The sequence below is a fragment of the Rhodospirillaceae bacterium genome (assembly GCA_018662005.1).
In the GTDB taxonomy this organism is placed as follows: domain Bacteria; phylum Pseudomonadota; class Alphaproteobacteria; order Rhodospirillales; family JABHCV01; genus JACNJU01.
Genome location: JABJHA010000002.1, coordinates 34061 through 58106, shown reverse-complemented (window position 1 = coordinate 58106; position 24046 = coordinate 34061). Strand labels below are relative to the sequence as shown.

Sequence of the window (24046 nt, the reverse complement as noted above, 5' to 3'; positions counted from 1 at the left end):
TCATATATCGGCCAACAAGCCCCTGAACACACTTACAAATTCAAGGATATCCGATTCCTCTATCATCAGTGGCGGGTCGAGCCGAAACATTCCTCCCCTGTTGCAGACAATGTAGCCCCTATCCAACAACTGGTCATAAATCTTGTCGCCAACTGTTTTTTGCGCGAACTCAACAGCAAACATCATACCGCGTCCGCGAACCTCTGTGACGTGTTTGCTCATGGTGAGTGTTTCTAGTTCTTGCAGGATTTTTTTGCCCAAAATGGCCGCTCTGTCGATCAATCCCTTTTCATCCAGTAACTTTATAACCGTACGGGCAACGGCGGCCCCTAGTGGGTCATTCTGGTGAGATTGCACGTACTTGAAAGTCCCTCCTTCCAACTCACCTGCCGTCTCGTGATTGATGGCCACAGCACTGACCGGGTAGCCGTTTCCGAGACCTTTTCCGATGGTTACAAGATCGGGTTCGATTGAGTAATGGTTGTAACCAAACCATTTACCGGTCCGCCCCATTCCGGTGGTCACTTCATTGACAATGATCTTGCCGCCCTGCGCCCGGATAATGTCAACAATATTTCTTATCAGTGAAACACTGGGAAACCGTACAAAACCGGAAGCGCTACCTGGTTCGAAAACAAACTCCGAAATATCATCAGGGATGTTTTTCAGCTTTGGACATTCGCTGTTGCAATCTTCCCTTTCGGGGCAAACCGCGCATTGGCTCCAGTCAAACAGATGCCAGTCGTCGTCCCGGTTAGTAACGGAACGGAAAGATCCAAGGTAGGCATCATGCAGGCACATGGTGACAGTTTTTTTTGTGATGTGTTTGCATAATTGTCGGGCTAGTTCGATGGCTTCGCTGCCTGAACTTAAAAATACACATTTGCCATCCTGAAAACCGGTAATGGAAAGAACGGCCTTCGCGGCGTCCTCAACAATGTCATTGGAAAAGCAGAAACCGGCATGGGTAAGCAAATTGATCTGTCGTGTGATTGCCGCATTGACCCCGGCGTTCTTGTGGCCCAAAGGCGTACACCAAATGCCGGATTCCAGATCGAGATAGCGTTCCCCCCTTTCATCGAATACAAAGGCTCCGTCGCTATCAACGATATTGGGAAGTTTCAGTTCATGACCCGTACAATTGAGGACATTGTTCATACCGTTATCCTTTGACGATGCCTAATTTGATTATTCCAACGGGTTGTTGAGAATAATATTTTCAGGATACGGAAAAACAACGCCCTGGCAGTAGCAATATATTGTTACAAAACAATGATAAAACTTCCATGTTGTGACTTTGCACTTTTAATCCGTACTAAAACTGGAAAAAAAATTTCATATTGATCCAGAATTTCCGTGCCATTCTAAGCTATGAAGTGACAAACTAAACTGACTGCAGCAAACACCATGCATCGGGACGACCATGAATAAACTGCACGACAAACTTGGAAAACTTTACAACGGGCGATCCCGTCAGGCGGTTCGATTTCGTTACGGGCTACTGGCCTTCGATATCGCCACTATCACCTTTTTTATCGCCACCTCCATGGTCGAGATAACGCCGCTTATCATTACCCTGGATTTTATCCTGGCAGCTATTTTGTCGGTGGATTTCGTGATCCGCCTGTGGATCGAAAAAGACCGTCCCCGCTACATGATGCAATTGATGACGTGGGTCGATTTGATCGTCATTGCAACCCTGCTGGCGCCGGTGCTGACCGGTAATTTTGCCTTCCTGCGGGTGATGCGGGCCCTTCGCTTGCTGCGCTCCTATCACGTTCTTAAAGACCTGCGAAGCGAGTTTAAATTCTTCGCCCGCAATGAAGACATCATCCATTCGATCACCAACCTGCTCGTCTTTATCTTCTTCATCACGGCCATCGTTTACGTTCTTGAAGAGCGCATAAACCCTGAAATTTCCACCTACATGGATGCCCTGTATTTCACCGTCGCCACCCTGACGACCACCGGTTTTGGCGACATCACCCTGCACGACGACATGGGGCGGGTGCTTTCGGTGGTGATTATGGTGTTTGGGGTGGCGCTGTTCCTGCGCCTTGTGCAGACCATCTTTCAACCGGCAAAAGTGCGCTACAAATGCCCGACCTGTGGCCTCAAGCGTCACGACCCGGATGCCATCCACTGTAAGCATTGTGGTGAGGGTCTGAATATCGAAACCGAAGGTTCTTAATACACTTTCGGACGACAATGACCACACTTGTAGTGCCCCTTTACATAGATTGTACTTGTAAGATTTTCCCCTTATGATTATCTTGATACTCACTTCCCTGGGCATAACCGAGCCGCACAACGGCGGTGTTGTGACCCGTGTGGGAGGATTTCATGAACAGACTTACATTTCACCGTGCCAGGCGCGCATTTGGTTTTTATCAGCTGGTTTTTGTTTTCATTGTTGCCAGTCTGCTCAGCGGTTGCCTGGGCACAATCTTTATGGGCCCGAGCCTGGAACCCAGTGATGCGACGCGGGCCCGCAATACAGAGCCTGCTCCCGACGAGGAAAAAGACCCGGTTTTGAATTCAGGCGACATTAAAGATGCGTTGTTGTTCGCTGAGCGAACTCGAAAGGCCTTTGATGGCTTGAGGTCCGACTACGTAAAGGCTAACAGAACGGCATCCGGGCTGCTCTCGACTCTCGGTTTTGCCGGTGCCGTTGCAGCTGGTTATGATGCCTCTGTCGATGTCCTTAAAGGACTGGGGTTCGGGGCGGCCGGTACATTGGTGTTCGAGGATTTTGCCAACACCCAGCACGGCGGCGAAGTTTTGAAAGCGGGTTTGGCCGCCCTTGATTGCGCCGTTGATCAGGCCACCGGTATTGATGGTTTAATCCTTGCCGGGGTAACCAGCAATTCGACCGGGTTTAATGCTTTCGAGGGCGTCGAGCAACGGGCTCATGAGATATTCTCGGGGCAGCAAAAAGATATTCAGGTTGAATTAGTAACTCGAAGAGTCCCACCGAGTGATGAACAAATGGGACGCCTGAGCCAGTTAATCCGGATGCAGAAAGATCTTAGCGATACTATCATTGCGGATACGATTGCTCATCAGTCGGCACTTGCCGCCGATGGTGCCCTCGATTCTGCAAAAAATGCCGCAGGTATGGTCTTGTGGAACAACGTTCGCGACATTCGTCGGGAAGTCGTTCATCTTTTAACAATCGATGTTGTCGATCTTGGCAAGATCTTCGAATCAACCTTGGCCCGGACAACCGAACTTCAATCTGATTTGCTCGCCAAGATGAAAAAACTGAAAGAAGATGCCAAAAAACCAGATCCCAAGACCCAACTGTTAGCCGTTCAGGCCATTGTGGGTTCTGATACAGATAAAGATAATTTTGCCTTGTGGGTAAACAATCAGAATCACGGGATAGCCGTCGCCAGCGTTGATTCCTTTAATGGATTTAAGACACTGGCTGCAAAGTCCGAGGAAACCGGGGACTCAGCAGCCGCAATTGTCGGGAAACTTCAGGCTATTATTGACAGTTGCAAGAAGAAAGCCACCTGAACCGTTGTCAGGCGCTACCGGCGATCATGTTGTTGATGTCGTCCATGGACATCTGCGATGTCTTAAGCGCTGCCAGCAACTCGATTTCCGTTGCCGCCACGTCGCCCAGTTTCTGAATAATGGCGTCGCGGACAAACTCGCCAAGGCGTTTTTCCAGACCCTCAAGAGTCAGAAGATTGGTCAACAACTCGCGACGAATGGTCGCCGGGAAGCCAAGCAGTTCGGAAACCACAAAGCCTTTGGCTTTCATGGGAATTTGCTCGTTTGAGAAAATGCGGTCCAGGCAGAAGCTGTAAATGCCGAAATCAAGACGACCGGCCACGGCGTAAGTGAAATCCAGAAATTCGTCCCGGAAAAGCTGCGGTGTGATCTTGTGTTCGGTCAGGTGGCGGACAATTTCAAGGAAGGCACGATAGCGGACCCGGGCCGGGCTTAATTTGCCGCCCAGGGTTTCTTCTATCTCGCGGATGCGGGCCTCGCGGAAACCTGATTCCAGCAAGGACTGAGCCGATTCCTTGACTGTCGAATTTAGCGCCTGGGCCTCGATAAGCGTGAACAGTTCCTCGTAACTTTCCCGCTCGCTGCTGTCTTTGGCCAGCGCTGCCTTGCTAAGCGGCAGCAGGGCGGCTTCGGCGACCAGCGGATCATTGGAGAAAATTGAAGCGACGGCGGCGGCAGTCCGGTTGACCGCGCCTTCCTGGTTGAAATCATCTGTAATGACAAAACGGCTTTCATCAAAGACCGTCAAATAGCGCCCCAGTGAGCTACAGGCGATGAAATGGTCGGCCAGATCGGGCTTCCTGGGCATCTTGATGCCGGGTGCGTCGGGGGTTGCGTGGGCCATGTCGGGACAAATCCTCTCCACTGATCTGGAATCAGCATAGGCGATTCTATGACTGGCTGACGACTCTATTTTGATTCAGTTTAGGAATAATGAATCATCACGCCAAACGGTCCAGGCGCAGGCGGTGACGGCTGTCGGTCAGCCTACGGGCGGCGAAGACCACGGCGGCCAGGGTGCCAAGGGCTGTCGAACCGGCGATCAGGAACATGATCAAAATCTGGTATTTAACGGCCTCGGTCGGGTCGACACCGGCCAGAATTTGCCCCGTCATCATGCCGGGTAGCGATATCAACCCGGCTGCCGACATGGCGTTGATGATGTGAATAAGCCCGGCGCGCACGGATTCCTGAACCAGCGGTTTGAATGCCCGCACCCGGTCATGGCCCAGTGACAGCCGTGTTTCGATGATGGCCCGTCCCTCAACGGCAGAGCTCATCAACCTGTCCAGACCAATAGAAACGCCGTTCATGGTGTTGCCCAATATCATACCAAGAATCGGTATGGCGAAACGCGGGTCAAACCAGGGTTCCGGCCTGATCTGGGTGGTCAGGGCGAGCACGGTGACGATGGAACAGGCAATCATCAGGCTTGATGTACCAAGCCCATAAGTCCACCAGCCGGAAAACTTGCGTTTTTGCCGGGCCATCACCTCGCGTCCGGCAAGGGCAATCATGATCGCCGCTGCGACCCCGGTCCACAACGGCGAGACCATTTGAAAGAGGAACTTTAAAACCAGACCGATCAACATCAATTGAATGACCATGCGCAGGGCGGCGATGCCGATCTGCCGCTCTATTCCCAAACGCAGAAATATGGACAGCAGACCACTGAGCAGCAGTAACAACGAGGCAATGACAAGGTCGGCGTAGCCAAGGGCGATGAAGGTCATGGGCTGGCCTCCAAAACCCCGGCTTCAAGATGATAGCGTTTGGCCTTTAAGCGTTTGGCCTGTTCCGGGTCATGGGTGACGATGATAATGGATGTTCCCTCACCAAGCCGTCCGATAAGCAGCTGTTCGACAAGTTGCCGATTGGTAGCGTCCAGGGCGGAGGTTGGTTCATCCAGAAGTAAAACCCGGGGCTTGCCGACAAGTGAACGGACCAGGGCGAGGCGTTGTTTCTCGCCTGTGGATACTCTTGGGATTGACCAGTCAAGGACGCTTTCCCCCAGGCCGACTTGCTCCAGCAGCTGTGTCGCGGATCGCTTTTCTTCAAAGTGATCGCCAACCCGTTCCGCCCACCAGCTGGTCTCGGCGGCGACGTAGGCGACTTGGGCGCGCCAGTTTGGGGCGGGCATTGTTGAGCGCTCCTCGCCATCAAGCATAATCTCCCCTTCGTTGGGATCCAGATCGGCGATGGCGCGAAGCAACAAGGATTTGCCGGCCCCCGAGGCACCGGTGATGGCCGCCACCTCGCCACCGGCCAGTTTCAGGTCGATGGGGCCAATGCCGGTTCCGGCAAGATTGCGGATGCTCAGCATGGTCCTGGTCTATTTGTAAAATTGGGATAGTTGTTCGTCGAAGAATTTGTTCTCAATCATGCCTTTGACCTTTTCCGGTGTCGTCGAGTCGATGCCCATCTGCTTGATCTTTGCGATAATCGATTTCAGTGCGCTGATGGCCTCAGGCGTGGTCAGCTGCTCTTCCATAAATTCACGACTGACGGTGCTCCACAAACCTTCCATGATGTTGACCGTATAGGCGAAGGGAAGTTCTGACAGGGTTTCGATTACTTCACCGTTAATATAGCCGACAAAGAATTTGATGCGTTCGATTTCGTCATCTTTCCAGTTTCCGGCCTGATCAATAACGGCAGCGTTTGATTTCATTAAAATGCGAAATTCGTCCCCCAGCAATTTTCGGACCTGCTCAATTCGGGTGATGTAGGTTTTTTTCTTGCCCTTCACCTTGTCCTTGACGACGGCTTCTTCTATGGGCCAGCGACCAAGGGCGCGGGCGATTTCCGGGTCTTCTATCTCAAGCAGGCTCCGCCCGAGGGCGATAATCTTGGCGCTATGCTCCAGGCCTTCGGCAACGGCGCGAATAAACGTCCCGTCCCATTCAAGAATATCGGGGAAATTCTTACCCAGGGTTTGGCGTAACGGGCGCAGGAAGTTCGTGGGCTTGGCCTTTTTCAAGACCCTGAAGAATTCCTCGTCACAATCAAACAGCTTGCCCATGTTGCCGCGCAACCCTTCCTTCAGTTCGGAAATGGTCAGCGGGTCAAAGGTCGCCATCAGTTTCAATTTAAAAAGGCTTGATGGATCTTTCAGATCATAATTACCAAGCATGTCGTGCAGCTTTTTTGGATCATGTCCGGCCTCTTTAAGGATATTGCGGGCGGCGTCTTCCAGGAAATAGCGCCGCGCTTCGGCAATGCTCATGCCACAACTGCCGACGGGCGTCTTGGGGCCCGGTTTTGCGCCTTTTTTTGCGCCCTTGTTGGCGAATTTCAATAGTCCCATTTCAATGGCAATGTCAAACAGATGCAGGGCCAGAACGGTGGATGATATATCGGATTCAATATCGTTTATTGACATGCCTTTTATGTGGCGGTGTTTGCTGTCACCGGCGCGCGGGAACATGTCATCGAGTTGATAAAGAAGGGGAAGGATTTTCTCATTGACCGTGCGGCGCAGGCGAATGGCTTGCAGGGCCGGAATCTTTTGCCACAAGCCGTCAGGAAACTCCCACGGCTTTCCACCCTTGGAATCGATAATGACTGGACTGGGCCGTTCATTGGCCATAATCGTTTCTTTCCCGCTAAGCCCAAATTGCATACTGACAGATTTTTGTTAATTGGAAAAATTTTTCGTTTTTTAATGCTCTCGTCTCTGTGCCGCTTATAATCCGGCCCCATGATTGAAGACACGCCCACCCCAACCCGCCCTGTCCTGTTACCTGACGCCCCGGCCCTGATCGCCGGGGTCAGGGGTGTGGTCTGGCTGAGTGCCGATGGCGAGGTTGATACCCTGGCCGGGCAAGAGGTTGCACGGCGTCTTCAATCTGCACAGCCGCCGATCATTTGCCACGGCAGAAGTTTTTTTGCCAGGCTGGGTGTAAAGCCGTTTGCCGTCTTTGATGTGCTCGAACTGTACGCCTTCGTCCGCCCCGCCGAATTCACCCTGCCGACACCGCGTGGGTTGGCCGAAGTGCTGGGTCTCGCCTTGCCAACCAGCCACGAGCAGGAAGCTGAAAGCCTGATGGCTGCGGCCCACGCCCTGATTTCCGAACTGGCGACGATGCCCAGAGATCGCGATTCCGGCGCTATCGCCTGGGCCATGCAGCGCGGTGGCTGGCGTTGGGCGGAGCCGGTGCTGGCGGCTTTGGGTGCAGGCGAGCAACCCCATTCGGGCAGTGCGGCGGCCGGGCTTGCGGTCTGGGATCGATTATCGGAATGGAATGACCGTGGCCCTGAAACACCGCCCCGCGACTTGCCCGTCGAACCGGTTGAGGCTCGCGCTCAATTGGTCAAGTTGCTGGGCTCAGGAGCAGAAAACAGGCCCGGACAAGCCGATTATGCGGGCGCCGTCGCCCCGGCCTTCGATGCCAGAAACAAGCGCGGCGAACCCAACGTCGTCCTTGCAGATGCAGGAACCGGCGTCGGCAAGACTATGGGTTACATCGCACCGGCCAGTGTCTGGGCTGAAAAGAATGAAGGGGCGGTGTGGATTTCGACCTTTACCCGCAACCTGCAACGCCAGCTCGACGCCGAGCTGGACAGACTTTACCCCGACCCGGTTGAAAAAATCGACAAGGTGGTTATTCGTAAAGGCCGCGAGAATTATTTCTGCCTGCTCAATTTCGCCGAGGCAACCGGCCGACTGCGTTCGGGTGCAGGTGCCCCCGGTGAGGCTATCGGCCTGGGCCTGATGGCACGCTGGGCACTTAAGTCCCGCGATGGCGATATGATCGGGGGCGACTTTCCCTCCTGGCTCGCCGATTTGGTCGGTCGCGGCACCACCCTTGATCTGACAGACAAGCGCGGCGAGTGCACCTATTCTGCCTGTTTACACTACAGTCGCTGTTTTATAGAACGCACAATCAGGCGCGCCCGTGGAGCCCGCATCGTTGTCGCCAACCACGCCCTGGTGATGATTCAGGCTGCCATGGGTGGTGAGGAAGGTCAGCTTCCGACCCGTTACGTGTTCGACGAGGGCCATCATATTTTCGGCGCCGCTGACAGTGCTTTTTCCGCCGACCTGACCGGTTTTGAGGCTGAAGATCTTCGGCGCTGGTTGCTGGGGGCCGAGGCTGGTCGTCATTCACGTTCGCGGGGCCTTGCCGCCCGTATGGAAGACCTGATCGCTGGAGATGACGAGGCCATGGCCGCATTAGATGAAGCCCTTCGCGCCGCCCGGGTGCTTCCCGGCCCAGCTTGGCGACAGCGGGTTGCCGGTGGCGAGGCGGTCGGGCCGACTGAAGAATTCTTAAGCTTCGTGCGCCAACAGGTCTACGCCCGCGAAACCGGTGGCGCAGCGACCTACAGCCTGGAAGCGGGAACGGAAAGTCCGGTTCCCGGATTGCTCGAGGCCGCCGGGGCTCTTGAAGCCGCGCTGATTCGTCTGCGCAAACCCTTGCAATTACTAATCCAGTCACTGGTTCGTCTGCTTGATGTGGAGGCCGATACTTTGGACAGCGCCACCCGCAATCGTATCGAGGCGGTCAGCCGTGGCTTGCAGCGCCGCGGGGTCGATCAATTAAACGCCTGGGCCTCGATGCTGAAGGCGCTTCATAACGAAACGCCCGAAGAAGTTATCGACTGGTTCGGTGTCGAACGCATCGATGGGCGCGAGGTTGATGTCGGTATGCACCGTCATTACGTTGATCCGACCTTGCCTTTTTCCGAAACCGTGCTTGCCCCTGCTCATGGTGCGTTGATAACCTCGGCGACACTGCGCGACCATGGACCTGAAGGCGGCGACGAACCGGCTCATATGCGCGATGAAAATGAGACGGAGGATCTCTCCGGCTGGACCGGCGCGGAGACACGGACAGGCTCACGGCATTTGCCCACACCAGCCATCCTGGCGGCGGTCGACTCACCCTTTGATTACGCCGGGCGGACCCGTGTCCTGGTTGTCGGTGACGTCGATAAATCAGATGTAACCCAGGTTGCGGCGGCTTACCGGGAACTGTTTCTGGCCAGCGGTGGTGGCGGACTTGGCCTGTTCACGGCGATTTCCAGATTACGGGCCGTTCATGATCGCATTGCAGCACCCCTTGATGAGGCTGGTATGCAGGTTTTGGCCCAACATGTGGAGGCTCTTGATACGGGAACCCTGATTGACATTTTCAGGGCAGAGGAAGATTCCTGTTTGCTTGGTACCGACGCGGTCAGGGACGGGGTCGATGTGCCGGGCCGCTCACTGCGGTTGATTGTTTTTGACCGGGTGCCGTGGCCGCGCCCTGATATTTTGCACCGGGCCCGGCGTGCCGCTTTCGGTGGTCGCGCTTACGATGAAACCCTGACACGGCTTAAACTGAAACAGGCCTACGGACGGCTGATCAGGCGGACCAGCGACAAAGGAGTCTTTGTCATGCTCGACCGCGCCTTGCCATCACGACTGCTAAACGCTTTTCCCGATGGGGTGCAGGCCTCGCGGGTTGGCTTGAAGGAAGCGGTGGTGGAAATTCGTGGTTTCCTGGCCGATGATGAAACCTGAAGATGTCAGATAGGAAAAACTGATGAGCAAAGATAAAAGCCAGGCCATCGCCTTTATTGGTGTCGGGTTTATGGGCCATGGCATTGTTAAAAATATTTTGCGCGGTGGTTACGGGCTCAGCATCCTGGATCATCCGGGAAACCGTCCCGTTGATGACCTTGTGTCAGCCGGGGCGCAGCTTGGAGAGCGTGCCGGGGAATTGGCCGCTGCTGCCGATATCGTCTTCATTTGTGTCACCGGAACCCCGGAAGTTGAAAGTGTCATGCTCGGTGAAGATGGTGTTCTGGCGGGATTGCGCGAAGGCTCCATCGTTGTCGATTGCTCGACAGCCCTTCCCGATTCAACAATAAAGTTGGCCGCTGCGGTGGCCGAGAAAGGTGGTTCACTGATCGACGCGCCGATGACGCGAACGCCCAAGGAAGCCGAAGAAGGACGTTTGAATGTCATGCTTGGGGGCGAGACGTCGGCTATCGAGGCGGTCATCGACATCATCAACTGTTACGCCGAAAATATTTATCGTACCGGGCCGGTCGGATCGGGCCACAAGATGAAGCTGCTGCATAACTATCTGGCCTTGGGCAACGCCGTATTGGCGGCAGAAGCGACGGCCTGTGCGGAAAAGTGCGGGGTCGATATGGATGTTTACAGCGAAGTAATTATGAGTGGCGGCGGAGATAGTCTCGTTTTCAGGCGTCTGCTACCCTATATACAAAATGGCGATGACGGCAGTTTCAAGTTTTCCGTCGCCAACGCCGAAAAGGATTTACGTTATTATGCGGCTATGGCTGAGGAACTTGGAGCGGCGAGAGCAGGATCGGAGGCCGTTCATGAACTTCTCGAGCAAGCCAGGACTGCCGGTTTGGAAGGACAATCTATGCCAAATCTGATCGATTATTTTAGGGGACTAGGACAGTCATGACGTCGTTAAAAGACCAAACCATCGGTTTTGTCGGCCTCGGCCTGATGGGTATGCCAATGTGCAAAAACCTGATCGCCGCCGGTGCCGATGTGGTCGCCACGACCCGCTCCCCTGACGCCTTGACAACAATTGCCGGGGCCGGGGCCAAGACGGTTGCCAATCCCCAAACCGTCGCCGAAAGTGCCGATGTGGTTGTCATAATGGTCGCCGATACCATCGCCGTAGAAGCCGTCCTGTTTGGTGAACAGGGCATTCTGGCCGGTGTCGCCTCGTCCAGTCTGGTCATTGATATGGGAACGACGGCGGTGACCCGGACACGCGCCTATGCGACCCGCATTGCGGAAGCTGGTGGTGCTTACGTCGATGCCCCCGTTTCGGGTGGCACCCTGGGGGCGGAAGCTGGCTCCCTGACCATTATGGCTGGTGGTGATGAACAGGCCATTGAGCGGGCCCGTCCGGTTCTTGAAGTGCTCGGCTCGCGGTTGACCCATGTTGGTCCTGTTGGCACCGGGCAGGTTGCCAAGGCGGCCAATCAGGTCATTGTCGGGCTTAATATCGGGGCCGTCGCCGAAGCCCTGATGCTGGCCGCCCATGCCGGCGCCGATCCGGCCCGCGTGCGCGAGGCCTTAAAAGGCGGTTTTGCCGATTCCCGTATTCTTGAGGTCCATGGCCAACGTATGATTGAGCGGGCGTTTGCCCCTGGTGGAAAGGTCACAACCCAGCGCAAGGATATGGCCCAGGCCCTGGAACTGGCGGCCGAACTGGATATAGAAATGCCAGCCACAAACCTGAATAAAAGCCTTTACGAGAAGCTGATTGAAGACGGCGATGGCGGCCTGGATCATTCGGCCCTGATCAAGGCCCTTGATCGGAACTGGACGGGTTAGGGTGATAAATTGTATGCCATGCGTCACGGTTGTTAGAGGGAATCCATTTCAGTGACCAATAGACCCGTAAAAGTTTGCCTGATCAGGCCATCGATTGTGGTGCCGGCCAATAACCAGACATCCATGTTTACACCGCCCTTAGGCCTGGCCTATGTGGCGGGCACTCTGCGTGAGGGTGGCCATGATGTCAGTTTTATTGACGGCGTGGGCGAGGCCCTGGATACCCGCCACACGGTCAAGAACGACTGTTTCCTCTATGGTCTTTCGTTGGAGGATATTGTCAAACGGATTCCGTCAGACACGCAAGTCATTGGCGTTGCCTGCGGCTTTTCGTTTGAATGGCCAACTTGTCGGGATTTGATCGGGGACATTCGAGAAAAGTTTCCCGAAGCCCTTCTGATCGGGGGCGGTGAGCATGTCACGGCGATGCCGGTGCAAAGTATCGAGGAAAGTGAGCTTGATCTGGGTGTGCTTGGCGAAGGCGAAGAAACCGCGCTTGAAGTGGTTAATGCCTTTGCGACAGGAACAATGGATAAGACCCTGATCGAAGGGATCGTTTATAAGGATTCGAACGGCAAGGCTGAGAGCAACCCCCGGCGGGCGCGAAAACGCGACCTGGACAACATTCCGGTTCCGGCCTGGGATATTACCCCTATTGAGAATTATCTGGAGCGCGGGTTTGGTTTTGGCGTTGATCGCGGGCGTTCTATGCCGCTTATGGCAAGTCGCGGATGTCCCTATCAATGTACCTTCTGTTCTAACCCATTAATGTGGACGACCCGCTGGATCGCCCGTGACCCGGACCTGTTGCTGGATGAAATCGTCGCTTATCAGGAGCAATACAAGGCGGTCAATTTTGATTTTTATGACTTGACCGCGATTGTTAAAAAAAGCTGGATCGTCGATTTTTGCCACAAAATTGAAAAGCGCGGCCTGACCTTTACCTGGCAACTGCCCAGTGGCACCCGTTCCGAGGCCATTGATGATGAAGTGGCGGGACTGCTTTTCAAGTCGGGCTGTCGAAATCTGTCCTATTCGCCCGAAAGCGGCTCGCCGGGTGTGCTGGCCCGTATCAAGAAGAAGATCACGGCTGACTCCGTTATCGAGTCGATTTCCAGCAGTTTCGCCCAGGGTATGAACGTTAAGTGCAATATTATTTTCGGCTTTCCCGGTGAAACCCTGAAGGAAGTCGTTGAAAGTTACCGCTTTATCATTCGTATGGGGTTCGCTGGCGCTTATGATATCAGCGTCTGGGCCTTCTCGCCTTATCCGGGGTCTGAATTGTTTGAACAAATCCGGGACGAAAAAGGCATCGTCCTTGATGACAAATATTATGACAGCCTTCGTTCCTACGCCGATGCGTCCCGGACCGTTTCCTACAGCAAGAACTTCAGCGACAAAAAACTTAAAACCCTGCGCTGGATTGGGGTTGTTCTGTTTTACAGCTCAGCATGGGCCAGGCGTCCGCTCAGGCCCTTCAAAATGGTTTTGAATGTTCTGCGGGGAACCCAGGAATCCCGTTCCGAAATGGCGCTGGCGAATATTTTAAGAAGAAAAAAACTCGACTCGTCGAATGCCTGATACCCGGCATCATTTCGGATAGGGCCATTCCTTGATAATTTGCAACTTCCCATCTTTCCAGTGCACCAGATAAGTTTTTCTGTCGACGAACTGATCCCCGAGCTTATTCGTCATTTCCGGGGTGACCGAATGAATAATTGTTTGCGTCTTGTCGCCGAAATAATTCAACCGGGCCAGGATATTTTTCATGCCTGTGTTATGGAAAGCAGACAGATACGGAATACTTATTCGTCCGGTTATATAGCGCGTGATAACGACCGATTCCCCTGATCCCATGGGATCAACTATAACAAGGGGAACCTCATTGGGGATTGTCGCGGCAATTTCCCGGGCAATAGCAGTGTAATGCGGTTTATTTGGTTCAAGATCAAAGCGCAGCTTGTGGGCGAATAGAAACGGTGCTGCGACGACCAGCAACAAAGGCAGCCATTTAACTTTTTCGGGGACGCGGGTACCCAGCCCCCAGCGTTTCCATAACAAACCGGCCCAGGCGGCAATCAGCAGGGTCGCGATCATTCCCAAGTGTGTGTTGTAGCGCCAGTAAGAAACCGCGGTTAAGGCTTGTCTTTCCCCAAAGGAGGCGACATAGGTAAACAGTAAGAAAACATTGTACGAGACAAAAGCCCCACCGCCAATGATAGCTAGTCTTCCGTAGTGGCCGGAGGGACGGAAGAAGGCGCGGATCGCTAAAACCACGGCTATTGTCATGACGATAAAGAAGGCCGCTTTCTTCGTGGCGACAACCAGCATTTGCAAAATTATTTGTGGTATGAGGGCGAAGCGCCATTGCTCGAACGGGTTAAAATGTGCTTCCCCGCCTATTGCCGTTGTGATGTTAAAGCCAACATGATAGCGCCAAACAAAATAAGTAAATAATGGCAACACAGAGATGCCGATAACCAGATACAGGCATCTCGACAGGCGGATTTCGGGGTCCCGCCACGCGGCAATTAAAAACGATATGAGCAGACCCAAAAAAAGTATCAGATTCACTTGCTTGATGTTGATTAGGGCCGCGGCGACAAAGGCCGCCTGCCAGGCTGTCCGGGTTGCTTTTTCCCTGTCTCCTTTCGCTTCAGCGTCTAGGAGCATCCACAAGAGATACGCGCTAATGCCGACGGCGACAGCTGTGCCCGTGTCGGCGTAAGCCGTCAGGATGATTTTCTGGATAAACGTCGGGTTCATTCCAAGAATAAAAAAAGCGGCCAGACCGGTCATTTTCCAATTGAGCTGACCTGGCTCTTGATCATGGGCCGCACGAAGGGCGATTTTCAGGGCCAAAAGTCCGAATAAAGCCAGAAACACGACGTTATAAATGCGTCCGACTCCGTCAAGAAAAATTCCGGCTGCGCGACTTCCCAGATAGATCAGGTAAGGCCATCCATAAGGATAGGCCGACAGCATGGCCGTTCCCTGGGGCGGGTTATCATCGGATGGCACATCAAGGCTGAGGAATAAAGATTTTGGGGCGGAAAGCCAGTGTGAAAACTCGTCCCATTGTGACGGTTCCATTGCAGCCGTGATCATCAGTAATGGCGATAAAACGATAAGAATGCGAATTGAACCAGGGGGCAATAACGGTTGCTGGCTTTGTAAAACATAAATCAGACAGGCGATGCCCGCAGCAAAGAAACACCAGCTCAACACACCAAGGGGGTTGGACAGAAATACGGCGGCTAGCGTAAAGATGACGGTGAGCAGGCCCCAGCCGACAAAAATATCGGCTTCCAAAATGCGGCGGCGACCGCCAAGGACGGCTCCCAACGCGGATAGCAGAAGGAGTATGAAAAGCGCAGACAGAACAGTTTGCCCCTTGTTCGCGCCATCAAGGAAATAGTCCAAATAGTCTATCATGATTTCCAGAAAAATCCGTTTCAGTCGGTGGCCGGATCGTACACGGATATCATGGAATATCCAACCCGAATAACAGGTATCTCTGGCATCATCACGCTAGGCTGCATGGGTGAAAAGTGATAGTTTCCGCTATCTAACGGGCCCTCGTAATTACCATCATAAATATCAGGCGAGAATTTCGCATGCCGAATGTCAAATTTAAACTTCAATCAAAATTCCTTTTTGATGCGGTTTGGAATTACGGGGCATTTGCAGCCATGGCTGCGACGGGAATGTTTCTGAATTTGTTTATTGCGGCATTCTACGGGGTCGAAGCCCTGGGCATCTTCAATCAGATTTATGTGGTTTACATCATCAGTTCCCAGTTTGCCGTTCTAGGGTTCCACGACTCTGCCCAAAAATACGTATCTGAACTGGACATGGAGCCTGAACACCTGGGTGTGGTTTCATTGGCGGCGTTAGTGCTGGCGGCGGGGTTCGGGCTGCTTGTCGCCTTTGCGATTTATTTTCTTGCTGATCCCATCGGTATCCTATTTGAAAGCGAGCCTGTCGGTTCGGGGATTGCGCTGGCCGCTCCCGGGTTAATGTTTATTGCCATAAACAAGGTTCTCATGGGGGTCTTGAATGGCATGCGGATGATGAAACATTTTGCAGGGGCACAGGCATTAAGGGCGGTCGCCATCCTGCTTTGCTGTGTCGGTATCATGCTGTTTGAATATCCACCGTACATGTTGGGCCTCGGTTTCACCATTGCCGAGATCGTGCTGCTGCCACTGCTGCTGTATTTTGTCCATCCGCATTTAACCAACTTTTCTTCGTTTGAGGCCTTCAAGCGTTGGGTCAGGGTTCACTTTCATTTCGGATCACGGGCTCTGATCAATGGGTTATTAATTCAGTCATATATCCGTATTGATGTCATTATGTTGGGAATATTTGTCGGCGATCATGACGTTGGCATCTATACATTCGCCGCCATGTTTGTAGACGGATTATTCCAGATACCGATAATTTTCCGCACTCTGGCCAATCCGGAACTGGTGCGGTTTTTCAAATCCGGTGAGAAGCTGGCGACAGCGCAATTTTGCCGAAGTGTAGGTGCTGTGAGCCTTGGTGTGTTTGGTGTCGTTGCGGCCATTGTGCTCTTTATATATCCCTATCTCGGCCCATATTTCCCTGATGATCTGGTGAACCTCAGTTATCCGCTGCTGTTGGTGCTGAGCGGGGGACTGATCCTTTACGCCGTGATGATTCCAGTGGACATGATTGTTTTGCAGGCAGGGATGCCCGGCAGGCAGAGCCTGCTTATGACGTTCAATGTGTTGGTCAATGTGGCGCTTAATCTGGCGCTGATCCCGCTGTATGGGCTTTACGGGGCGGCGGTTGCGACGGCCATCGCCTTTGCTATTGCTTCAATCGCGATCAATGGGGCGACCTGGAAGTGGCTGGGTTTCAAAGGCGGCGTGCTGCTGTACGGAACGCCGCTGGTGCGGGAACCGCAATAAAAAAAGGGGCCGTATCTTTCGATACGACCCCGATTTCTATAACTTATGAGCTTATGGTAAACGGTGGCTTAGATCGAACTTCCATCATTTTGATGGAAGATAATTTGATCTATTCCTTGAGAGTTAGAGCAACTTATCTGCCCTCATTCGAGGGCAGGTTGCTCTAGAAGCCCATTCCGCCGCCCATTCCACCCATGCCGCCCATGCCGCCCATGTCAGGCGCGCCGCCCATGGCGGGGCCTTCGTCCTTGGACGGGGCATCGGCGACCATGGCTTCAGTGGTGACCAGCAGACCGGCGATAGAGGCCGCGTCCTGCAGGGCTGTGCGAACAACCTTAGCCGGATCAATGATGCCAGCTTTGACCAGATCGGTGTAAACACCTTTCTGGGCATCGAAGCCGATGTTGGACTTGCCTTCCAGCAGCTTTCCGGCAACCACCGCGCCATCGACACCGGCGTTTTCGGCGATCTGGCGGGCAGGGGTCTGAAGGGCGCGACGAACGATGTCAACGCCAACTTTCTGATCGGCATTTTCGCCTTCGAGCTTGGCAAGAGACTTGGTTGCGTAGAGAAGGGCGACACCGCCACCGAGAACGACGCCTTCTTCAACGGCGGCGCGGGTAGCGTGCAGGGCATCGTCAACACGATCCTTGCGTTCCTTCACTTCGATTTCAGTTGCACCACCGACACGAATAACGGCAACACCACCAGCCAGTTTGGCCAGACGTTCCTGCAGTTTTTCACGGTCATAGTCAGAGGATGTTTCCTCGACCTGGGCGCGGATCTGATTGCAACGGGCCATAATCGCCTTTTTGGCGCCAGCACCTTCGACAACGACAGTCTCTTCTTTGGAAATCAGGACTTTCTTGGCGGTGCCAAGCATGTCCAGGGTGACGTTTTCGAGCTTGATGCCCAGATCTTCACTGATGACCTGACCATTGGTCAGGACTGAAATGTCTTCGAGCATCGCTTTGCGGCGATCGCCAAAGCCCGGCGCCTTGACGGCACAGACCTTAAGGCCGCCACGCAGCTTGTTGACAACCAGGGTTGCCAGCGCTTCTCCTTCGATGTCTTCGGCGATAATCAACAGCGGCCGTGAAGACTGAACGATGCTTTCAAGAACCGGCAGCAGGGGCTGCAGGGAAGACAGCTTCGATTCATGGATCAGGATGAACGGGTTTTCCATCTCGCAGGTCATTTTGTCGGCGTTGGTGACAAAATAAGGCGAGGTGTAACCACGATCAAACTGCATACCTTCGACGACGTCGAGTTCGGTTTCAAGCCCTTTGGACTCTTCTACAGTGATCACGCCTTCATTGCCGACACGTTCCATGGCTTCAGCGATTTTGCCGCCGATGTCGGTGTCACCGTTTGAAGAAATGGTGCCGACCTGGGCAACTTCGGCGCTGGTTGAAACGCGCTTTGAACGCTTCTTGATGTCTGCGATGACCGCGTCAACCGCGACATCGATGCCGCGCTTCAGATCCATCGGGTTCATGCCGGCGGCAACAGCCTTGACGCCTTCACGGACGATGGATTGGGCCAGAATGGTGGCCGTTGTGGTGCCGTCACCGGCTTCGTCGTTGGTTCGGGAAGCAACTTCCTTGACCATCTGTGCGCCCATGTTTTCAAACTTGTCGGATAGTTCGATTTCCTTGGCGACAGTGACGCCGTCCTTGGTGATGCGCGGGGCGCCGAACGATTTGTCGAGGACAACGTTACGACCTTTGGGACCAAGCGTCACTTTGACGGCGTTGGCCAGGATGTCGACACCGGCAAGCATACGCGTGCGGGCATCAACGCTGAATTTAACTTCTTTGGCAGCCATTGTTAATATTCCTTACAATTGGGCTTTAAATTATTTCTTTTTCTTCTTGGCGGCACCTTCGATGATGCCCAGAAGATCGGATTCTTTCATAATTAACAGGTCGTCCCCGTCAACCGTGACTTCAGTGCCGGACCATTTGCCGAAAAGCACATTGTCGCCAGCTTTGACGTCAAGGGCGACAACGGTGCCATCGTCGCGGCGTGCGCCGGAACCGACTGCGACAACTTTACCTTCACTGGGTTTTTCCTGGGCGGTATCGGGAATAATAATGCCGCCAGCGGTTTTTTCTTCCTGCTCTACGCGCTTGACGAGCACGCGATCATGCAGAGGCCTGAATTTCATCGTTCATACTCCGTGAACTTATTGATAAATAACAAGAAAAGAGCGCTTGTTAGCACTCTCTTCGCTCGAGTGCTAAGGATTTAGGTGTCTTTGAGGCTGCTGTCAAGGATATCGAGCAAAATTTCTGTGACTTTTGGCTAATCCAGAATGGTCGGATGTGCCAGAGCCTGGGCGGTGTCGATGACAATAAGATACTGCCCGCGATAAGGTTGCACATGAACAGGGGTCGTCATGACAGGCAGTTCGGCGCGGATGTAGATAAGCCGTCCTTCGGGATTTTCGGCGAGCCAGTCTTTCAAATCCGGGGCTTGCAAGCCGACAGTGGCAATGGTCTCGCTCAGGCGTCCCAGGAAATTAAACTGACCATGATATTTACCAACATAGGCAAGATGGGTGCCGGCGCGCTGCCAATTGCCAAATTTTTGCGAAATTTCTTTCATATTGAAGCGCTCTGTCAGCACCGGGCGCAGACTTAAATTGATACACAACACGAGCGCCATGGAAAGGATACTGATGGCGCTCAGTCGCCCCGTAAGGCTGACAGTTGAACGCGTCAGGAAAAGGATGGACAAGGCAAGCAGCGCCAGCACCAAACCCCAGATAAAATCAGTTTCCCTGACAACAACCGGCAACTCGAACAGACCGGCGCTAAAAGGGGCTACACTTAAAGCCACACCCAGAATGATAAACAGGGCGCAGGGTATGTGCAGTCCCCAACCAGTCCAGGACACCTGATCAGGGGAATTACTGTGATAATCGACCAGCAAGCGGCCCGCCAGTAGGGCCAAGGCCGGGAAGACGGGCAAAAGATAATGCAGTTGTTTGCCGCTGATAGCAGAAAAAGTAATCAGGGCGGGGACAAACCAGATCAGGCAGAAGCGAATCCCATTGTCTTTTCCCACATCAAGAAAGCCGCGGATTGAACGCCATGACGGCGGCCATAGAGTCCACGGCAGCACCAGCCCCGGCAGGACGGCCAGGAACCACCACCACGGACGGCCATGGGCGAAACTGTCGACCATGCGTCCGGCTGACTGGCCCCAGAAAATAGCGTATCGGTACTCTTCGCCGCCGACAATCGCCGCCGGGATGGCCCAGGCCAGACCAATGGCGATGCCCCCCAGAACGGCAAAGCCTATGGCCATGTACCATTGCTTCCAACCTCGATCCCACATTGATGATGGGGCCGCAGGCGTTAAATCCAGGTCATCACTGTCGGTCTCGGGTTCTGCGTTGTTATCGCTGGTCGCCCACAATGGTGCCAGCAGGGCGACCGGCAGGGTCGATAGTAAAATAGCCGGTCCCTTGGCCAGGGCGCCAAGGCCAATGGCCAGGGCCAGCCAGACAAGGCCATCAGTTTTATTATCCTGCCAGGCGCGCAGAATGCCCAACATTGCCAACAGGGCGCAAAATGCAAGCAGCATGTCGAACATGGTCAATGTCGTAAACAAGGTCCAGAACAGGCTGGCGAACAAAATCAAGGGTGCGGCCACGGCAACGGTAGAACGGCTGGGCCACAAACGGCGGGCCAGCATGGACGTCAGGAACAGGCTGGCCAGCCCGAACAGGGGGGCGACCAGCCTGGGCCACCATTCATTGACACCGAAAACCGCCCAGCCAGCATTCATCAACCAGAACAACAGGGGGGGCTTGTGGCTGTAGGGCTCACCGTTCAGGTGCGGAACCAGAATATGCCCGTCCCGCCACATTTCCCAGGCGACGGCGAAATAACGGGTCTCGTCGACCGGCATTAACGGGCGAAATTTCAGCATCGCCGCCATCAACGCCAGCCACATGGCGCTCCACAACAATGCGTAAGCGCTGGCCGACAGGCGACTCGTCGAAGCTGTATCGTTCATGGCTGGCTATCCTCGACGCCCAGTTCGCGTTCAACACGGACATCGAAGGACTTGCCGTGACGGTATTTACGAAAAAGGAAGACGCCAAGAAAACCCGATACTGCAAATAAAATGACACTGATGGCGATGCGAATCTCGGGATCGACGCTAAAACCGCTACCGACAAGCGTGAAGACCAGCGTTTGCGGCAAATAACCAAGAGCCGAGCCAAGGAAAAAAGAAATTGCGCCGACACCGGATACCCCTGCCGCCAGATTCGTCACCACATTGCTGCCCAGGGGCAACAGGCGAATAAGCAGGGTCATGCTGAGCGGATTTTCGTGAAGGAAGTCGTCGATGCGTTGAACCCGGTCCGGAAAACGACCGACAACGAATGATCGCCCCATGATGCGGGCATAGAAAAAAGCGACGATACAGCCCAATACCGTCGCCACCATTGCCAGCGCCGTCCCTTCGAGCAAGCCAAAGGCATATCCGGCAAGGAAACAGATGATCTGACGGGGCAGGCCAACGGCGGTGAACATCATTCCAACGCCAACAAACAACAACTCACCGGTGAAACCCTGACCCCTGATATCACTGTCGACCCAGGCTTTGTCGATGGATGAGCCCAGGCCACTGACTTTCAAGGCGTAGCCAATGGCGACAAGTGACGTGATCCAGATCAGTCCTCGAAACAGGATTTTGGGTGTCATTGAGAAATAGCCTTTTGGGGCTTTGTCTTATTATTGGTGGTTAATTCCCGAACTTCAGGCTTGTTGGCCCGGCGTAACAGCCAAAGCACGCCAAACAAATCAACGATGCCGACACGTAGGCGATCCCAGGTTCCGTATTTGGAAAGCCCCCGTTCGCGTGGCCGGTGGTTAACGTTTAGCGAGATTACCGTGCCGCCACGGCGGATCATCAGGGCCGGAAGAAAGCGGTGCATATGGTCGAAACGCGGCATATCCATGAACGCCGTACGGGTGAAAACTTTCAGGCTGCAGCCCGTATCAGGCGTATCGTCCCTTAACAGACGGGAGCGAACAGCGTTGGCTATTTTTGAGGAAACGCGCTTGATCCATGTATCCCGGCGCTTGGCCCGCAGTCCCGCAACCATCAGATAGTCGCGTTCCGGCGCCCCTTTAAGTGCTGCATAGAGGGCCGGAATATCGCCCGGATCGTTTTGCCCGTCGCCGTCCAGGGTGGCAATAATAGGCGCTTTGGCGGCTTTGATGCCGGTCATAATAGCGGCGCTTTGACCGCAACAGTTGAGATGGTTCAAAACCCGCAAGTGCGGGCAATCAGTTTTGATATCAAGTAACTTCTGGGCGCTGTCATCGGAGCTGCCGTCATCGACATAAATGATTTCATAGTGCCCGCAGACAGGATCAAGAGCAGCCCGGATTTCAGTAATCAACGGGCCAAGATTTTCGGCCTCGTTATAGACGGGCACGACGACAGCCAATTCCGGGGGGCTGGATTGATTTTCCTGTTGGTTGGGCTCAGTCATTTCTAACGGATCGCTTAAGGTGGAATGGACAGAACCGATACTTATCATTGAGGGCCAGTTCGGCAAAGGTCTTTCCGAATTCCCGGGTAATGGGCCATTATGGTTGAAAGGATGGAGTGATGAAATGACGGCGATATTCATGGGCGATGGTGGCAGGCTTGTTCACGAGGAAATCGTGGATGCTGACTGGGTTGATTACAACGGACACATGAATGTCGCGTACTACGTACTGGTGTTCGATCACGCCACTGACGCCATGCTGGAGCTTCTTGATATGGGGGCTGATTACCGGGAGCGGACCGACAGTTCGGATTTCGTCATAGAATCCCACGTCAGCTATTTGTCTGAGGTTGTTAAAGAAGACCCTTTACAGGTTACCTCGCTTTTATTGGGTTTTGATGACAAGCGGCTGCATCTTTTCCATCACATGTATCACAGGCAAAGTGAGCAACTTTGCGCGACTATTGAACTGATGCTGGTTCACGTCGATATGAAATCCAGACGCTCGGCGAAATTTCCGGGTCATGTGAAGGAAAATTTGCGGACTTTTACAGAAAACCAACAACCCTTTGAGCTCCCCAGCCAATGTGGCGCGGTTATTGGAATAAGACAAAGATAATTTTTTGCTTGGACTCAACGACGGGAAGTCTATTGTCAGGTGTGGGGAACAGATCGAAATCTGGAGATGTCATTGGACTATACGGAATCGCTTGAACAGGCCGCTGAATACGGTAATTCGGCCCTGGAAATGATGAAAAAGAACGGAATTGCGGCGAATCCGAACAATTTTACGGTTTGGTACCATTATTTTTCCGGTCAGATTCCCGATCTGAAAAGAGCCCTCGAAATCCTGATCGATAACGATCAGGATTTCAGTGAGGGGCGAAACGAAGAAATTCACAAAAAATTCTTCACTTTTGACCATGAGACCCAAGCTATTGGTGACGCGGCCACCCGTGCGGAGGCCGAATTAACCCGCATCCTTGAATACCTGGGCGTCGCCGGTGATGGCGCTGCCGAATACGGTAAAGCACTTGAGACGTTTTCGGGTGATATCAGCGGTAGTGGTGAACCTGAAACAATCAAGTCGGTGATTACCAACGCGCTGAACGCAACCCGCGATATGGAACGCCAGAACAAAAGCCTTGAAGAGAAATTCAACGCTTCTTCGGTCGAGATCAATCGCTTGCGCGAAGATCTGGAAACCATGCGTCTTGAGGCTATGACCGATGGATTGACCGGCATTGCCAACCGCAAACTTTTCGATGCGGAATTACGGCGTTGCGCGATCCAGGCGATGGAAGACGGTGAGCCTTTGTGTCTGCTGATCCTTGATATCGATCATTTCAAAAAATTCAACGATACCTATGGCCATCAGGTCGGTGATCAGGTGCTTAAACTTCTCGCCCAGACCTTGACCTCAAGCATCAAGGGCCAGGACCTGGCGGCCCGTTTTGGGGGTGAAGAGTTTTGCGTCATCCTGCCGGGCACCGGTCTTGATAACGCCATCAAAGTAGCCGAAGTCATCCGAAACAAGGTTGGCAAGAAACAAGTCTTGAACCGCAAGACGGGCGAATCCATGGGCCAGGTTACGGTTTCCGTCGGTGTCGGTGAATTCCGCTACGGTGAACCGCTTTCTCAGTTGATTCTGCGCTCCGATGAAGCCATGTACGCGGCTAAACGAACAGGGCGCAATCGGGTTGTTTCCGAAACCATGGTCGACAGCAAGGAATTATCCTTCGATAATTGACG

20 protein-coding genes are annotated in these 24046 nt (G+C 53.6%); 9 read left to right on the top strand and 11 right to left on the bottom strand.

Annotated features, from left to right (window positions below):
* Positions 1-1158, bottom strand: coding sequence for an aminotransferase class III-fold pyridoxal phosphate-dependent enzyme (locus HOL66_00335; GenBank protein MBT5242670.1), 1158 nt, complete (start codon positions 1156-1158; stop codon positions 1-3).
* Positions 1159-1423: 265 nt separating this feature from the next.
* On the opposite strand from HOL66_00335, the gene HOL66_00330 reads away from it, so the two are divergent.
* Together HOL66_00330 and HOL66_00325 are read left to right on the top strand one after the other, a co-directional pair.
* On the top strand, positions 1424-2191 hold the full coding sequence (locus HOL66_00330) for an ion transporter (protein MBT5242669.1): 768 nt from the start codon (positions 1424-1426) through the stop codon (positions 2189-2191).
* 152 nt (positions 2192-2343) lie between these two features.
* Positions 2344-3522, top strand: a complete 1179-nt coding sequence (locus HOL66_00325) for a hypothetical protein (protein MBT5242668.1) — start codon at positions 2344-2346, stop codon at positions 3520-3522.
* 7 nt (positions 3523-3529) lie between these two features.
* Here HOL66_00325 and HOL66_00320 read toward each other — a convergent pair whose 3' ends face one another.
* From HOL66_00320 to HOL66_00305, 4 genes are all read right to left on the bottom strand, one after another.
* Entirely contained in the window at positions 3530-4366 is an 837-nt protein-coding gene (locus HOL66_00320; GenBank protein ID MBT5242667.1) for a hypothetical protein, read from the bottom strand.
* A 97-nt stretch (positions 4367-4463) separates the two neighbouring features.
* The gene (gene fetB, locus HOL66_00315; protein MBT5242666.1) at positions 4464-5255 is read right to left on the bottom strand and encodes an iron export ABC transporter permease subunit FetB; all 792 of its coding nucleotides are present in this window, start codon (positions 5253-5255) and stop codon (positions 4464-4466) included.
* On the bottom strand, positions 5252-5845 hold the full coding sequence (locus tag HOL66_00310; GenBank protein ID MBT5242665.1) for an ATP-binding cassette domain-containing protein: 594 nt from the start codon (positions 5843-5845) through the stop codon (positions 5252-5254). The genes fetB and HOL66_00310 overlap by 4 nt, the downstream gene beginning before the upstream one ends.
* A 9-nt stretch (positions 5846-5854) precedes the next feature.
* Positions 5855-7111, bottom strand: a complete 1257-nt coding sequence (locus tag HOL66_00305; GenBank protein MBT5242664.1) for a hypothetical protein — start codon at positions 7109-7111, stop codon at positions 5855-5857.
* Between the two features lie 111 nt (positions 7112-7222).
* On the opposite strand from HOL66_00305, the gene HOL66_00300 reads away from it, so the two are divergent.
* From HOL66_00300 to HOL66_00285, 4 genes are all read left to right on the top strand, one after another.
* The gene (locus HOL66_00300) at positions 7223-10030 is read left to right on the top strand and encodes an ATP-dependent DNA helicase (GenBank protein ID MBT5242663.1); all 2808 of its coding nucleotides are present in this window, start codon (positions 7223-7225) and stop codon (positions 10028-10030) included.
* Positions 10031-10052: 22 nt separating this feature from the next.
* A complete protein-coding gene (locus HOL66_00295; GenBank protein MBT5242662.1) occupies positions 10053-10949 on the top strand; it encodes an NAD(P)-dependent oxidoreductase in 897 nt (298 codons plus the stop codon).
* Positions 10946-11836, top strand: coding sequence for an NAD(P)-dependent oxidoreductase (locus HOL66_00290; GenBank protein MBT5242661.1), 891 nt, complete (start codon positions 10946-10948; stop codon positions 11834-11836). The genes HOL66_00295 and HOL66_00290 overlap by 4 nt, the downstream gene beginning before the upstream one ends.
* A gap of 123 nt (positions 11837-11959) precedes the next feature.
* Positions 11960-13417: a B12-binding domain-containing radical SAM protein gene (locus tag HOL66_00285; protein ID MBT5242660.1), complete on the top strand. Its 1458-nt coding sequence runs from the start codon at positions 11960-11962 to the stop codon at positions 13415-13417.
* A 9-nt stretch (positions 13418-13426) separates the two neighbouring features.
* Here HOL66_00285 and HOL66_00280 read toward each other — a convergent pair whose 3' ends face one another.
* Positions 13427-15271 carry a hypothetical protein gene (locus HOL66_00280; protein ID MBT5242659.1) on the bottom strand — a complete coding sequence of 615 codons (1845 nt, stop codon included), beginning with the start codon at positions 15269-15271 and terminating at the stop codon, positions 13427-13429.
* A gap of 182 nt (positions 15272-15453) precedes the next feature.
* Here HOL66_00280 and HOL66_00275 point away from each other — a divergent pair, with 182 nt between their 5' ends.
* The gene (locus HOL66_00275) at positions 15454-16773 is read left to right on the top strand and encodes an oligosaccharide flippase family protein (GenBank protein MBT5242658.1); all 1320 of its coding nucleotides are present in this window, start codon (positions 15454-15456) and stop codon (positions 16771-16773) included.
* 163 nt (positions 16774-16936) lie between these two features.
* Here HOL66_00275 and groL read toward each other — a convergent pair whose 3' ends face one another.
* The 5 genes from groL to HOL66_00250 all read right to left on the bottom strand — a co-directional run bounded on the left by groL (position 16937) and on the right by HOL66_00250 (position 22294).
* Positions 16937-18601, bottom strand: a complete 1665-nt coding sequence (gene groL, locus HOL66_00270) for a chaperonin GroEL (protein MBT5242657.1) — start codon at positions 18599-18601, stop codon at positions 16937-16939.
* A 30-nt stretch (positions 18602-18631) separates the two neighbouring features.
* Positions 18632-18943, bottom strand: coding sequence for a co-chaperone GroES (groES, locus tag HOL66_00265; protein MBT5242656.1), 312 nt, complete (start codon positions 18941-18943; stop codon positions 18632-18634).
* 137 nt (positions 18944-19080) lie between these two features.
* A complete protein-coding gene (locus HOL66_00260; GenBank protein MBT5242655.1) occupies positions 19081-20802 on the bottom strand; it encodes a glycosyltransferase family 39 protein in 1722 nt (573 codons plus the stop codon).
* Entirely contained in the window at positions 20799-21497 is a 699-nt protein-coding gene (locus HOL66_00255) for a TVP38/TMEM64 family protein (protein ID MBT5242654.1), read from the bottom strand. The genes HOL66_00260 and HOL66_00255 overlap by 4 nt, the downstream gene beginning before the upstream one ends.
* Positions 21494-22294: a glycosyltransferase family 2 protein gene (locus HOL66_00250; protein MBT5242653.1), complete on the bottom strand. Its 801-nt coding sequence runs from the start codon at positions 22292-22294 to the stop codon at positions 21494-21496. The genes HOL66_00255 and HOL66_00250 overlap by 4 nt, the downstream gene beginning before the upstream one ends.
* A 124-nt stretch (positions 22295-22418) precedes the next feature.
* On the opposite strand from HOL66_00250, the gene HOL66_00245 reads away from it, so the two are divergent.
* Positions 22419-22913, top strand: a complete 495-nt coding sequence (locus tag HOL66_00245; GenBank protein MBT5242652.1) for a thioesterase-like protein — start codon at positions 22419-22421, stop codon at positions 22911-22913.
* A gap of 72 nt (positions 22914-22985) precedes the next feature.
* Positions 22986-24044 carry a GGDEF domain-containing protein gene (locus HOL66_00240; protein MBT5242651.1) on the top strand — a complete coding sequence of 353 codons (1059 nt, stop codon included), beginning with the start codon at positions 22986-22988 and terminating at the stop codon, positions 24042-24044.
* Positions 24045-24046: the final 2 nt, after the last annotated feature.

Coding starts and splice junctions, on each gene's coding strand:
- HOL66_00335 (MBT5242670.1), bottom strand. CDS start 1,158: ATGAACAATGTCCTCAATTGTACGGGTCATGAACTGAAACTTCCCAAT.
- HOL66_00330 (MBT5242669.1), top strand. CDS start 1,424: ATGAATAAACTGCACGACAAACTTGGAAAACTTTACAACGGGCGATCC.
- HOL66_00325 (MBT5242668.1), top strand. CDS start 2,344: ATGAACAGACTTACATTTCACCGTGCCAGGCGCGCATTTGGTTTTTAT.
- HOL66_00320 (MBT5242667.1), bottom strand. CDS start 4,366: ATGGCCCACGCAACCCCCGACGCACCCGGCATCAAGATGCCCAGGAAG.
- fetB (MBT5242666.1), bottom strand. CDS start 5,255: ATGACCTTCATCGCCCTTGGCTACGCCGACCTTGTCATTGCCTCGTTG.
- HOL66_00310 (MBT5242665.1), bottom strand. CDS start 5,845: ATGCTGAGCATCCGCAATCTTGCCGGAACCGGCATTGGCCCCATCGAC.
- HOL66_00305 (MBT5242664.1), bottom strand. CDS start 7,111: ATGGCCAATGAACGGCCCAGTCCAGTCATTATCGATTCCAAGGGTGGA.
- HOL66_00300 (MBT5242663.1), top strand. CDS start 7,223: ATGATTGAAGACACGCCCACCCCAACCCGCCCTGTCCTGTTACCTGAC.
- HOL66_00295 (MBT5242662.1), top strand. CDS start 10,053: ATGAGCAAAGATAAAAGCCAGGCCATCGCCTTTATTGGTGTCGGGTTT.
- HOL66_00290 (MBT5242661.1), top strand. CDS start 10,946: ATGACGTCGTTAAAAGACCAAACCATCGGTTTTGTCGGCCTCGGCCTG.
- HOL66_00285 (MBT5242660.1), top strand. CDS start 11,960: ATGTTTACACCGCCCTTAGGCCTGGCCTATGTGGCGGGCACTCTGCGT.
- HOL66_00280 (MBT5242659.1), bottom strand. CDS start 15,271: ATGATAGACTATTTGGACTATTTCCTTGATGGCGCGAACAAGGGGCAA.
- HOL66_00275 (MBT5242658.1), top strand. CDS start 15,454: ATGCCGAATGTCAAATTTAAACTTCAATCAAAATTCCTTTTTGATGCG.
- groL (MBT5242657.1), bottom strand. CDS start 18,601: ATGGCTGCCAAAGAAGTTAAATTCAGCGTTGATGCCCGCACGCGTATG.
- groES (MBT5242656.1), bottom strand. CDS start 18,943: ATGAAATTCAGGCCTCTGCATGATCGCGTGCTCGTCAAGCGCGTAGAG.
- HOL66_00260 (MBT5242655.1), bottom strand. CDS start 20,802: ATGAACGATACAGCTTCGACGAGTCGCCTGTCGGCCAGCGCTTACGCA.
- HOL66_00255 (MBT5242654.1), bottom strand. CDS start 21,497: ATGACACCCAAAATCCTGTTTCGAGGACTGATCTGGATCACGTCACTT.
- HOL66_00250 (MBT5242653.1), bottom strand. CDS start 22,294: ATGACTGAGCCCAACCAACAGGAAAATCAATCCAGCCCCCCGGAATTG.
- HOL66_00245 (MBT5242652.1), top strand. CDS start 22,419: ATGACGGCGATATTCATGGGCGATGGTGGCAGGCTTGTTCACGAGGAA.